At 68.6% G+C, this 12,177-nt stretch carries 13 protein-coding genes; 10 read left to right on the forward strand and 3 right to left on the reverse strand.

The window, feature by feature from the left end:
- The first annotated feature begins 34 nt into the window (after nucleotides 1–34).
- The 6 genes from MKD50_RS28215 (at nucleotide 35) to MKD50_RS28240 (ending at nucleotide 6,950) form a co-directional block, all read left to right on the forward strand.
- Nucleotides 35–733 (forward strand): fumarylacetoacetate hydrolase family protein, encoded by a 699-nt coding sequence (locus tag MKD50_RS28215; RefSeq protein ID WP_252669682.1) that lies wholly within the window; start codon nucleotides 35–37, stop codon nucleotides 731–733.
- 17 nt (nucleotides 734–750) lie between these two features.
- Complete coding sequence (maiA, locus tag MKD50_RS28220; RefSeq protein WP_252669683.1) at nucleotides 751–1,392, forward strand: maleylacetoacetate isomerase; 642 nt, start codon at nucleotides 751–753, stop codon at nucleotides 1,390–1,392.
- A 27-nt stretch (nucleotides 1,393–1,419) separates the two neighbouring features.
- The gene (locus tag MKD50_RS28225; protein ID WP_252669684.1) at nucleotides 1,420–2,634 is read left to right on the forward strand and encodes a 3-hydroxybenzoate 6-monooxygenase; all 1,215 of its coding nucleotides are present in this window, start codon (nucleotides 1,420–1,422) and stop codon (nucleotides 2,632–2,634) included.
- A 124-nt stretch (nucleotides 2,635–2,758) separates the two neighbouring features.
- Complete coding sequence (locus MKD50_RS28230; RefSeq protein ID WP_252669685.1) at nucleotides 2,759–4,099, forward strand: MFS transporter; 1,341 nt, start codon at nucleotides 2,759–2,761, stop codon at nucleotides 4,097–4,099.
- Nucleotides 4,100–4,272: 173 nt separating this feature from the next.
- Nucleotides 4,273–5,649, forward strand: coding sequence for a serine hydrolase domain-containing protein (locus MKD50_RS28235; RefSeq protein WP_252669686.1), 1,377 nt, complete (start codon nucleotides 4,273–4,275; stop codon nucleotides 5,647–5,649).
- Between the two features lie 179 nt (nucleotides 5,650–5,828).
- Nucleotides 5,829–6,950, forward strand: a complete 1,122-nt coding sequence (locus MKD50_RS28240; protein WP_371925401.1) for a porin — start codon at nucleotides 5,829–5,831, stop codon at nucleotides 6,948–6,950.
- 46 nt (nucleotides 6,951–6,996) lie between these two features.
- On the opposite strand, the gene MKD50_RS28245 is transcribed toward MKD50_RS28240, so the two are convergent.
- On the reverse strand, nucleotides 6,997–7,605 hold the full coding sequence (locus MKD50_RS28245) for a cysteine hydrolase family protein (RefSeq protein WP_240071878.1): 609 nt from the start codon (nucleotides 7,603–7,605) through the stop codon (nucleotides 6,997–6,999).
- 219 nt (nucleotides 7,606–7,824) lie between these two features.
- On the opposite strand from MKD50_RS28245, the gene MKD50_RS28250 reads away from it, so the two are divergent.
- Entirely contained in the window at nucleotides 7,825–8,796 is a 972-nt protein-coding gene (locus tag MKD50_RS28250; protein WP_115700033.1) for a GlxA family transcriptional regulator, read from the forward strand.
- Here MKD50_RS28250 and MKD50_RS28255 read toward each other — a convergent pair.
- Together MKD50_RS28255 and MKD50_RS28260 are read right to left on the reverse strand one after the other, a co-directional pair.
- Nucleotides 8,789–9,580 (reverse strand): phosphatase PAP2 family protein, encoded by a 792-nt coding sequence (locus MKD50_RS28255; protein ID WP_252669687.1) that lies wholly within the window; start codon nucleotides 9,578–9,580, stop codon nucleotides 8,789–8,791. The genes MKD50_RS28250 and MKD50_RS28255 overlap by 8 nt on opposite strands.
- Before the next feature lie 91 nt (nucleotides 9,581–9,671).
- Entirely contained in the window at nucleotides 9,672–10,130 is a 459-nt protein-coding gene (locus MKD50_RS28260; RefSeq protein WP_252669688.1) for an ElaB/YgaM/YqjD family protein, read from the reverse strand.
- A 328-nt stretch (nucleotides 10,131–10,458) separates the two neighbouring features.
- Here MKD50_RS28260 and MKD50_RS28265 point away from each other — a divergent pair, with 328 nt between their 5' ends.
- From MKD50_RS28265 to MKD50_RS28275, 3 genes are all read left to right on the forward strand, one after another.
- Nucleotides 10,459–10,641, forward strand: coding sequence for a hypothetical protein (locus tag MKD50_RS28265; protein ID WP_147299332.1), 183 nt, complete (start codon nucleotides 10,459–10,461; stop codon nucleotides 10,639–10,641).
- Between the two features lie 114 nt (nucleotides 10,642–10,755).
- Entirely contained in the window at nucleotides 10,756–11,196 is a 441-nt protein-coding gene (locus tag MKD50_RS28270; protein WP_252669696.1) for a YciI family protein, read from the forward strand.
- A gap of 205 nt (nucleotides 11,197–11,401) precedes the next feature.
- Nucleotides 11,402–12,103, forward strand: a complete 702-nt coding sequence (locus tag MKD50_RS28275) for a DUF899 family protein (RefSeq protein WP_252669690.1) — start codon at nucleotides 11,402–11,404, stop codon at nucleotides 12,101–12,103.
- Nucleotides 12,104–12,177: the final 74 nt, after the last annotated feature.

Raw genomic sequence — 12,177 nt, forward strand, 5'->3', positions numbered from 1 at the left:
GGCGCTTACCTGCCAAATCACTGGAAGCCTCACCATGTCCTACGTCTTCACGCCTCCCGCCACCGTTGCCATTCCCGTTGCCGGCAGCGATGACCAGTTCGCCGTGCGCCGCGTCTATTGCGTCGGCCGCAACTACGCCGCCCACGCCCGCGAAATGGGCTTCGATCCCGAGCGCGAACCGCCGTTCTTCTTCTGCAAGCCCGCCGACGCCATCGTCCCGGTGCAGGCGGGCAGCACGCTGGAGCTGCCGTACCCCGCGCAAACGCAGAACTATCACTACGAGGCAGAGCTGGTCGCCGTGATCGGCAAGGGCGGTTCGGATATTCCTGTCGGTCAGGCGCTGGAGCACGTGTGGGGCTACGCCGTCGGTCTCGACATGACGCGCCGCGACCTGCAGATGAAGATGCGCGAGATGGGCCGCCCGTGGGAAATCGGCAAGGCCTTCGACGCCTCGGCGCCGGTCGGCCCGATCCACCGCGCCAGCGCTATCGGCCACCCGCAGCGGGCCGGCATCTGGCTGACGGTCAATGGCGAAACCCGGCAGCGCAGCGACGTGTCACACCTGATCTGGTCCGTGGCTGAGACCGTGGCCTGCCTGTCGCAGTTCTTTCGCCTGGAACCGGGCGACGTCATCTTCACCGGCACGCCCGAGGGCGTGGGCGCGGTCAAGGCCGGCGACACCATGGTCACCGGCGTCGACGGCCTGGGCGAACTGACCGTGCGCGTGGTCTGAACCAGGCAAGCCCGATCATGCAGCTCTACAGCTTCTTCAACAGTTCCACCTCGTACCGGGTTCGCATCGCGCTGGCTCTCAAGGGTTTGCCGTACGACTACCTCGGCGTCAATATCCGCACCGGCCAGCATCGCCACGCCGAGTATGTCGATGGCATCAACCCGTCCGCCTCCGTGCCCGCGCTGGTCGATGGCGATTTCACGCTGGGGCAGTCGTTCGCGATCATCGACTACCTGGATGCGCGCCATCCCGAGCCGCGCCTGCTGCCTCAGGACCCTGAGCAGCGCGCGCGCGTGCTGGAGCTGTCGATGCTGGTCGGCTGCGACATCCACCCGGTCAACAACCTGCGCGTGCTGCGCTACCTGCAGGACACGCTGAAGGTCACGCCCGAGCAGAAAGACGCCTGGTACCGCCACTGGGTCGACGAGGGCATGGCCGGCGTCGAACGGCTGCTGGCGCGCCATGGCCATGGCAAGTGGTGCTTTGGCAATGCCCCGACGCTGGCCGACGTCACGCTGGTGCCGCAGGTGGCCAACGCGCTGCGCATGGGTTGCGACCTCGGCCGCTACGAGAGCGCAATGGCCGTCTACGCCCACGCCAGCGCCCATCCCGCCTTCGCCCAGGCCGCGCCCGCGCGCCAGCCGGACTACATCGCCTGACGCCAGCGGCGCAGGCAGGAGACAGCAATGAGCAACACCCACAACACGACCGGCAAGGTCCTGATCATCGGCGGCGGCATCGGCGGCCTGGCCGCGGCGCTGGCGCTGGCACGCCAGGGTATCCGCATCGAACTGCTGGAGCAGGCCGGGCAGATCGGCGAGATCGGCGCCGGCATCCAGCTGGCCGCCAATGCGTTTGCCGCGCTCGACGCACTGGGCGTGGGCGAGGCCGCGCGCGGCCGCGCCGTCTTTACCGACTACCTCAGCCTGCGCGACGCCATCGACACCAGCGTGATCGCGCAGGTCGATGTCGGGCAGGCGTACCGCGAGCGCTTCGGCAACCCGTATGCGGTGATCCATCGCGCCGATATCCATCTGTCGATCCTGGAGGCGGTGCAGGACCACCCGCTGATCACCTTCCGCACCAGCACCCGCGTGGAGCAACTGCTGCAGGACGACTACGGCGTGACCGTGCTCGACCAGCACGGCGAGCATCACCGCGGCGATGCGGTGATCGGCTGCGACGGCGTCAAGTCCGCGATCCGACAGGCGCTGATCGGCGATGACGCGCGCGTGACCGGGCACGTGGTCTACCGCGCGGTGGTCGACGTGGCCGACATGCCGCGGGACCTGCAGGTCAACGCACCCGTGGTGTGGGCCGGCCCGCACTGCCACCTGGTGCATTACCCGCTGCGCGGCGGCCAGCAGTACAACCTGGTGGTGACCTTCCACAGCCGCGAACAGGAAACCTGGGGCGTGCGCGACGGCAGCAAGGAAGAAGTGCTGTCGTACTTCGACGGCATCCACCCGCTGCCGCACCAGATGCTGGACCGCCCGACCTCATGGAAGCGCTGGGCCACCGCCGACCGCGACCCGGTCGAGCGCTGGAGCTTTGGTCGCGCCACGCTGCTTGGCGATGCCGCGCACCCCATGACCCAGTACGTGGCGCAGGGCGCCTGCCAGGCGCTGGAGGATGCCGTGACGCTGGGCGCGGCGGTGAAAGCCGCGGCTGGCGACTACGCGGCCGCCTTCAAGCTGTACGAGCAGGCCCGCATCCCGCGCACCGCGCGCGTGCTCTATGCCGCGCGCGACATGGGCCGCGTCTACCACGCGCAGGGAGTCGACCGCCTGGTGCGCAACAGCCTGTGGACCGGCCGCACGCAGGCGCAGTTTTACGATGCCCTGCAATGGCTGCATGGCTGGCGTGCCGACAAGTGCCTGAGCCCCACGCCCTGGCTGTAGATCACCGAACGCGCCTTTCTTTCCGCGCTGAAAACCTCGCGCTGTAATTCCTGACAGCGAGCTGGCGGCCGACGAAGCCGCCGGCCCACTCGCGCCCTGAATCTGGCAACAAGGAGGAGACACCATGCCTGCCAGCCAACCGCTCAACGTCACCGCGTTCATCGACCGCCAGCCGCTCTCGGCGTTCCAGGTGACCATCGTCGTACTGTGCTTCCTGATCGTTGCCGTCGACGGCTTCGATACCGCCGCGATCGGTTTTATCGCGCCCGCCATCCGCGCGCAATGGCAGCTGACGCCGGCCCAGCTGGCGCCGCTGTTCGGCGCCGGGCTGGGCGGCCTGATGGCCGGCGCCTTCCTGTTCGGTCCGCTGGCGGACCGGTTTGGCCGCAAGAGCGTGCTGGTGCTGTCGGTGCTGTGCTTCGGCGCGGCCAGCCTGGCGTCGGCGTGGTCGCCGGACCTTTGGACGCTGGTGCTGCTGCGCTTCGTCACCGGCCTGGGGCTGGGCGGGGCCATGCCCAATGCCATCACGCTGACCTCGGAGTTCTGCCCGGAGCAGCGGCGCTCGTTCCTGGTCACGACCATGTTCTGCGGCTTCACGCTGGGCTCGGCCCTGGGCGGGCTGGCCTCGGCCGGGCTGATCGACGCCTTCGGCTGGCGCTCGGTGCTGGTGGCGGGCGGCGTGCTGCCGCTGCTGCTGGCGGTGGCGCTGGTATGGCTGCTGCCGGAATCGGTGCGCTACCTGGTGATGACCGGCAAGTCGCGCGAGCGCATCGTTGCCACGTTGCAGAAGATCGCTCCGCATGAAGACCTGCGCGGCGCCACCTTTGCCGTCAGCGAGCAGCGCGCCGCCAGCTCGCCGGTGCGGCACCTGTTCCGGCCCGAGCTGCTGCGCGGCACGCTGCTGTTCTGGCTGACGTTCTTCATGAGCCTGCTGGTGATCTACCTGCTGTCGAGCTGGCTGCCGACGCTGCTGCGCGGCACCGGCCATTCGCTGCGCACCGCGGCGCTGGTGACGACCATGTTCCAGGTGGGCGGCACGGTCGGCGCGATCGCGCTGGGGTGGTTGATGGACCGGTTCAACCCGCACCATGTGCTGGCCACCAGTTACGCGCTGGCAGCGCTGGGCATTGCCGCGGTGGGCAGCGTTGCCGCCGAGCCCGTTGCCGCCGGCGTGGCGGTGTTCGTCGCTGGCTTCTGCGTCTCGGGCTCGCAGGTGGGCGCCAATGCGCTGTCGGCCAGTTTCTATCCGACCGACTGCCGCGCCACCGGCGTCAGCTGGGCCAACGGCGTGGGCCGGATGGGCTCGGTGGTGGGCTCGGTCGGCGGCGCAACCATGCTGTCGATGGGCCTGGGCATGCCCGCGCTGTTCGCGTGGATCGGCGTGCCGGCACTGATTGCCGGGCTGTCGATGTTCTCGCTGGGCGTGGTCAGGCGGGAGCGGCCGCAAGCGCGCCTGGCCGTCTGAGGCTGCGCCCGCGCCGACATTCCCAAGGGTTATGGCTCTATTCCGAACAGAGGATTGTGGTCATGGCCGCTGGCCTGCAACATGGCGCCCGCGGCCTGCTCCGGCAGGCTGGCAACGCATCGAAGAAGGCGGCGCAGCGCATGTGCAGCCGCCTCGACAGCCAAGGAGACAGCATGCAGGCACAAGCGAAGTCGCGCGGGACGGGGTTCCGACGCAGTCGGGGGTGGTGGACGGTGGTGCCGCTGGTGGCGTTGATGGCGGCGCCGGCCGGCGTGGCGCTGGCGCAGGGCGCGGAGCAGACCGCGGCAGTGGCCGAGAGCGAAGTGATGCAGGGCTTTCCGCCGCCGCCGGACAGGCAGGTCAGTCGCGGCACCGGCCTGCGCCCGCCCTATATGCGCTGGGCCTTCCGGCATGCGCGCGAGATGTCGCCCACCGTCGGCATCCGCCATGCGAGCCAGCCGCTGGCGCTGCCAGGCCAGGCGGCGCCGGAGCTGGACGCCGTCCGCTTTAGCGTTGCCGGCCAGACGGTGCAGGTGGCGGACTACCTGCGCGATACGCATACCGATGGCTTTATCGTGCTGCACCAGGGCCGGATCGTGTATGAGCGCTACCTGGCCGGCTTTGGCCCGCACCAGCCGCATATCTGGGCGTCGATGACCAAGTCCGTGACCGGGTTGCTGGCAGCGATGCTGGTCGAAGAGGGCAAGCTCGATCCGCAGGCGCGGCTGGCGCAGTACGTTCCCGAGCTGGCCGGCAACCCGTTCGGCGAGGCTACGGTGCAGCAGAACCTGGACATGGAGGTGCCGGTCGGTTATCCGCAGGCACTGCCGCCTGATCTGGGACTGTTCGGCGCGGTGGGCATCGTGCCGCGCAAGGCCGATGCGCCCGACACCATCTATGACTTCCTCAAGGTCGTGCACGCCACCGGCACCGCGGGCGAAGGCCCGGACGGCGGCGTCTGGTATTACCAGAACGGCTCGCCCGAAGCGGTGGCGTGGGCGCTGCGCCGCATCACCGGCAAGCGCTGGGCGGAACTCGTCGCCGAGCGGCTGTGGTCGCGCTTCGCCGATGACGACGCCTACACCCAGGTGGACCGCCAGGGCACCGAGATGGCCAGCGGCGGCATGAACTCGACGCTGCGCGATGCCGCCCGCTTTGCCGAGGCCGTGCGCCGCGCCGCGGCCGGCGATGCCTCGCTCGGCATCTCGCCCAAGGCGGTGCGGATCGCGCTGCAGCCGGCCAGCAACCAGTCCCGCTTTGCGCGCGGCAATACCACCGCGGGTCGCGATGGCTACGGCTACCGCAACTACTGGTTCCAGCGCAACGACGGCGACGGCAGCATCGAGGCCGGCGGCCGCTTCGGCCAGAAGATCTACATCAATCCTGCCCGCGAGCTGACCGTGGTGAAGTTCTCGGCCAGCCCCGACGGCGCCGCGCGCGCGACCAGCGCCGCCGCCGTGCGCAAGCGCGACGATCCGGCGCGCGCGCTGGAGTCCTCCGAGGCCATGGTGGCGGCGGCGCACGCCCTGCTGCGCGCGGCCAGCCGCTGATCCTCGCCGGGCCTGCCCGGCAAATTCCCCCGGCACCAAGTTTCCCCGCACGCCGCCAGGCCGTGCGCGGGGAACCTGCGCGCCTGCGGCGCGGCCGGCTGCGCACGCCGGTTGACCTCCGCCATCCAGCCACGGCGCTTCTGCCGTGGCGATGACCAAACAGAACGAAGGAGCGAGACATGAAGACGACGCTTTACCCGCTGATGCTGCCAACGGCGCTGGCCATGCTGGCCATGCCGGGGACTGGCGCGCACGCCAGCGTGACGCTGTATGGCGTGGCGGATGCCAATATCGAATACGTCAACCACCTGTCGGCCACGTTGCCGACGCAGGCGGGCTTTCCCGGGCCGGGCCACAGCCGCGTGGCGCTGGGCTCCGGCGGCCTGTCGGGCTCGCGCTGGGGCTTGCGCGGCACCGAGGACCTGGGCGGCGCGCTGAAGGCCTTGTTCGTGCTGGAGAACGGCTTCGGCATCGACGACGGCCGGCAGACGCAATCCGGCCGGCTGTTCGGCCGCCAGGCCTTTGTCGGACTGCTGAGCGAGCGTGCCGGCCGCCTTACCTTCGGGCGCCAGTACACGGCCATCTTCGACGCCTTTTCCAACTTCTCGCCCAGCGGCTATTCCACCCAGTACGAGCCGATCGCGGCACAGCTGGGCCTGGATTTCCGCTCGGACAACACGGTCAAGTACACGGGCACCTTCGGCGCGGTAACCGCGGTCGGCAATTATTCGTTCGGCAATGGCGTGCTCGGCGCCGGCGAAAACGCCGGGCAATCGCGCCGGGACACCGGCTATGGTGCCGGCCTGAACTACTTCGCCGGCGGCTTCGGCGCGGCGCTGGCGTTCAACCGCTTCAATCCGACGCTCGGGACCGGCGGCGCCGTCGGCAACTTCCGCAAGGCCGGCGCCGCGCTCAGCTATCGCGCCGGGCCGGTCAAGCTGATGGGCGGCTATCGCTGGGGCCTCAACAAGGCGGCCAACGGCGCCACCATCGTGCGCGACGATTACTACTGGGCCGGCGTGAACTACCGCGCTACGTCGGCGCTGGACCTGACGCTGGCGTTCTACTACGACGACGTCAAGGCGCTTGCCGGCCGCAATGTGAAGAACCCCTGGCAGGTCAGCTTGATCGCCGACTACAGCCTGTCGCGGCGCACCGACGTCTACCTGACCACGGCGTACGTGCAGCATGCCGGCATCAACTTCGATACCTCGGCGGTGAGCTTTGCCAACGGCTATTTCCTCGGCAGCGGCCATCGCAGCATGACCGCGGTGGCGCTGGGGATGCGGCACCGGTTCTGATTGGGACCGTGTGGCCGGCCCGGTATTGCGGGCCGGCCGCAGTCGCTCAGGCCAGCGGCAGCTTCAGCACCTGCTCGGTGCTGAGGATATCGCCGAAGGCGTCGTCGAGCGCGGCCAGCGCGGCGCGGTGCAGGTCCTGGTGCGACACCGTGCCGGCCGCGGTTTCGAGGTCGCGCGTGGCGCAGGCGTCGGCCGCCACGATCACGCCGTATCCCAGCGGCACCGCGTCGCGCGCCGCGCCGGTGACGCAGGCGTGGGTCATCAGCCCGGTGACGATCAGGGTCTTGATGCCGGCCGCCTTGAGACGCTGGTCCAGGTCGGTGGTCGGGAAGGCGCTGACCGAAGTCTTCTGCACCACGGTGTGGTGCGGCGCCGGCTGCAGGTCGCCGTGGAACGCCACGGTGGCGCCGTGTTCGGCAAAGACCGGGCTGCCCGCCGGCGTGACATGCTGGATGTGGAACACGGGCATGCCAGCGGCATCCGCGTGGTCGACCAGGCGCCGCGCGTTGCCAAGGGCAGCCGGGCCGTCCGGGATCGGCAGCTTGCCGCTGAAATACTCGTTCTGGAAATCGATGACCAGCACGGCGGTGCTGGCGGCTTCAAGGGCGGTGCGCGCCGGTGCGCCGGCGATGGTGCGTAGGGTCGGGTGGTGCATGATGGTCCTTGTCGACAGGGAAGTTAGGTGGGCGGCGCCAGTTGCGGCCGCTGTGCTGGCCGCAGGCGCGGCATGACGCGTAGTTTCCGGCGTCGCCGGCAGCGACGGAAGTGGCCCGATGGACAACATCCGATAGAATCGGGCCAAACCATGCCGACGTGGCCATGCCGTTTCAGCCACCGGACCGCCCCCGAACCGCCCCCAACCCAGCGAATTGCGATGCACACCGTCGCGGTGATTGCCTTCGAAGGCATCAGTCCCTTCCACCTGTCCGTGCCCTGCATCGTCTTTGGCGACGACCTCGACCGCCTCGGCGTGCCGCGCTACCAGCTGCTGATCTGCGGCGAGAAGCCGGGGTTGATTTCGACCATGTCGGGATTCCGCATCGAGGTGGAACACGACCTGTCGGTGCTGGAGCAGGCCGATACCGTGATCATGCCGGCGTGGCGGGACCCGGGCGAGCGTGCGCCGCAAGCGTTGCTCGATGCGCTGCGGCGCGCCAGCGCGCGCGGGGCGCGCATCGCCGGCTTGTGCCTGGGCACCTTCGTGGTGGCCGAGGCCGGGCTGCTGGACGGCCGCACCGCGGCCACGCACTGGGCCTGGGCCGACGAGTTCGCGCAGCGCTATCCGCGGGTACGGCTCGACCGCGATTCGCTCTATATCGACGATGGCGTGATCCTGACCTCGGCCGGCACCGCCGCCGCGCTGGACTGCTGCCTGCACCTGGTGCGGCGCGACCATGGTGCCGAGGTGGCCAACCGGATGGCGCGCCGCATGGTGGTGGCGCCGCACCGGCACGGCGGCCAGGCGCAATACATCGAGCATCCGCTGCCGCAGGCGGACGGCGCCGACCGGCTCAGCCTGACGCTGGACTGGGCCATCGCGCACCTGGCCGAGTCGCTGACACTCGACACGCTGGCCGCGAAAGCCGGCATGAGCCGGCGCAATTTCACGCGGCGCTTCAAGGAGAAGACCGGCACCACCGTGACGCAGTGGGTGCTGAACCACCGGCTGACGGCGGCGCGGCGCTTGCTGGAGACGACCGACAGCGGCGTCGACCTGGTGGCCGAACTGGTCGGGTTCGGGTCGGCCGTTTCCCTGCGCCAGCACTTCACCCAGGCGCTGGCGGTGTCGCCGTCGGCCTACCGCAAGCAGTTCGGCACCGCGGTGCCGCGCAACGGGCTCAGGTGACCTTCATCAGCGACGAGGCGACGGTGCGGACCTCGTCGAAATTGGTGATCAGTCCGAAGCTGAGCAGGAACATGCCGACATGGAACAAGCCCCGGTATCGGTCGGACAGGAACAGGAAGGGTGCCGCAATCCGCGCGCGCAATGGCGGCCGGGTCAGCAGCAGGCAGCTCAGCATGCCCAGCAGCGCGCCCGCGATCACGTCGGTCGGGTAATGGAGGCCGACAAAGATGCGGGCCATGGAGATCAGCAGCACGGCATACGCCAGCGCCAGCAGGCCAAGCCAGCGGGCGGCGACCATCACGCCGGTGGCTACCGCGCACCACATCATCGCGTGATCGCTGGGGAATGAGCTCCAGGTGCGCATGCCATCGTCCGAGGCCAGCAGGAAGCGCAGGCCGACATCCGGATTGGCCATGGGCCGCACGCGAAAAGGCAGCCAGTTCGCCAGCAAGCGGCCCAGCAACAGTGCGCAAAAGGCGGCGACCACGGTCGCGGTCACGATCTCGCGATCGCGTTGCTTGTCCGTGCCGTCGCGGAACCAGACCCACCACAGCAACGCAACCATGGGCAAGCCGCGCAGCATGTAAAACTGGGTGAAAGCCATCACCCCGTGGTCGAAGACGGGCCAGCGGAAGGAGAACTGGTTCAGGAAGTGAATGATGCTGCTGTCAAAGACGTTCATCCCTCGCTCCAAGGAGCGGTGAATCTGGATCAACGGGCTGAGTATAGGCAGGGATGCGGCGTGGCCGATGCCGGCAAGTCTGGCGTCGGTTGGCTGACGCACGTAAGGCCGGGGGCGTTGCCCGGCCGGCATTGGGGCATGCCGGGGCGGCTGCCTTGCCGCCGCCCCGTGCCCCGCGTCGGCAAAAGCTGGTTTACATGCCGTCGTGCCGGCGTGAGCCGCCGAACAAGCGCGCGCCCAGCACCACCCCGAGGCCAAGCGCAATCCCGAGCGCGCGCACCGGGTTGGCATGTACAAAGGTTTCGGTACGTTCCAGGCTCGTGTCCCATTCGCTCTTGACGCGTCCGCTCACACGCCGGGCAACGTCCCTGGACTTTGCCGCGAGTTCCGTCGCCGCGCTGCCCGACCTGGCGGCGAGTTCGACGAACTCCGCCTTGGCCTTTTCGAGGTTCTCGCCGGACAACGTGGGCAAGCGATCGATCAGCCGGTCGAGCTCGCGCGCCAGGTCCTGCGATGCCGACGATGGTGCCGACGTATCCCCCCACGGCGCGCCGCTGCGCGTCTCCGAACCCGATACCGAGGACATGCGCGTCTCCTGCTGGCGCAGGCCCGATGTGCTGGTGGGCGTGCTTGTCGTTTCCGTCTGTTCCATGGTGCGCCTCCGCATTGAAGTATCCGTGGCGCACCGGGCGAACCCGGCGCGCCACGGGAGGGCGGTGCACCTTTCGTGCCGGGCGATGGCTGCTGGCGTGACTGCCTCTGCGCCAAGCTGGACGTGGCGCGAGCGCGGTCCATCGACAGCGCACCCGCATGCCGCATTACAAAGTCAGGCAGATTTGCGCGCCGAGATTGCGCGGCGGATGCGCGAGCGCAGCACGGCGCGGCGTGCGGGATCGCCGGGGCGCACAAAACCGCGCCGCGCCGCTTGGCATGGCGGTTGCATCGTCAAGGGTGTCGTACTCTGCAAGCAGGAGGGCATCATGGCACATCAAATTCCACGGCCAGAGGAAGGGCCGCACGTACCCGAGGTGCCGCCGGCCGATCCCTCGCGCAAGAGCGAAGAGCAGCTTCCGCCCCGGCACGACGATGACCTCGGCAAGCCGCCCCGGCAGCCGGGACAGGAAGACCTGCGCCGGCAGTCGTCGTGGTCGATGCAGCAATAGGTTCGGCCCCATAGCGTCTATGCTGGACCGGTGTGCGACACGCCCCCTGGCGGATGTATGGAGCGCGCCACCCGGCGCGCATGTCGCCACACACGTACCTGAGGAGGCATGTCGATGCGTGTAATGGTGATCGTCAAGGCAACCAGCGAGTCGGAAGCCGGCAAGATGCCCGGCACCGAGCTGCTGGCGGCGATGGGCAACTTCAACGAAGAACTGGTCAAGGCCGGCATCATGCTGGCGGGCGAGGGCCTGCAGCCCAGCGCAAAAGGCAAGCGCGTGCGTTTCGCGGGCAGCCAGCGCACCGTGACCGACGGACCCTTTGCGCGGCCGGAGGAGCTCGTCGCCGGGTTCTGGCTGTGGCAGGTCAAGTCGATGGACGAAGCGGTGGAATGGGTCAAGCGCTGTCCCAATCCCATGGAAGGAGAATCCGACATCGAGATCCGGCCAATGTTCGAGCTTGAAGACTTTGGCGAGGAGCTGACGCCGGAACTCCGCGAGCAGGAAGAGCGGCTGCGCGAGCAGGCTGCGCGCGCGGCCAGGTCTCGGCAAGGTTAAATCGGCATTACGCAGAGCGAGACGGCGGTTCACACGCGAGTGTGAACCGCCGTTTGTGCTGAGTGGAGCGCGGAGCGAGGGCGGCGTGCAGCTACGCATTGGAACGATTCGCGCCGCGCGGGAACGAAACAGGACAGGCGTGTGAAGCGGCAATCGCCGCATGGCGCGAGCCGCGCCTGGCACGCGATCTTCCAGGAGGACTGACATGAACACCACGGCAAAGCTGGTTCCGTCGACCGAACTGGCCCGGCAGAATCCCGTCCACTTTCCGAATGAAAGCGCCGCGTACCGCGAGGCGCGCAACGCCTTGCTGGCGGAAGAAATCGAATTGCGGCGGCACATCGATCGCGTGGCCGCACAGCGCCGCGCCTTGCCGCCCGGCGGCGAAGTGACGAAGCGCTATACCTTCCAGGGCGAGCACGGGCCGGTCACGCTCGAAGACCTGTTCGCCGGCAAGGATACGCTGGTGGTCTACAGCTACATGTTCGGGCCGCAGCGGGAGCGGCCTTGTCCAATGTGCACGTCCATCATGGCCGGCTGGGACCACAAGGTTGCGGATATCGAGCAGCGCACGGCGCTGGCAATGGTGGCGCGCTCGCCGATCGATCGCCTGGTCGCTGCCAAGCGGGCGCGGAGGTGGACACAGCTGAAGGTCTATGCGGATGTGGATGGCGATTTCACTCGCGATTACGTGAGTGCGGAGGATGCGGATGAGCCGGGATATACGGTCTTTTCGCGGCGCGACGGCAAGGTCCGGCATTTCTGGAGTAGCGAGATGTATGCGCTGACGTGCGATCCGGGGCAGGATCCGCGCGGGGCGCCGGATCTGGATGCGTTGTGGACGTTGCTGGATACTACCCCGGAGGGAAGGGGGGATTGGTATCCGGAACTGGAGTACCGGAAGTAGGCGTTCGAGGGCGGATGGACCAAGCCCGCTTTAGGTCGGTGGCTCCCGTCTAACCGCGTTGTCGGGGGCGCCTA

Source organism: Cupriavidus mimosae, from assembly GCF_023952485.1.
GTDB lineage: Bacteria > Pseudomonadota > Gammaproteobacteria > Burkholderiales > Burkholderiaceae > Cupriavidus > Cupriavidus taiwanensis_C.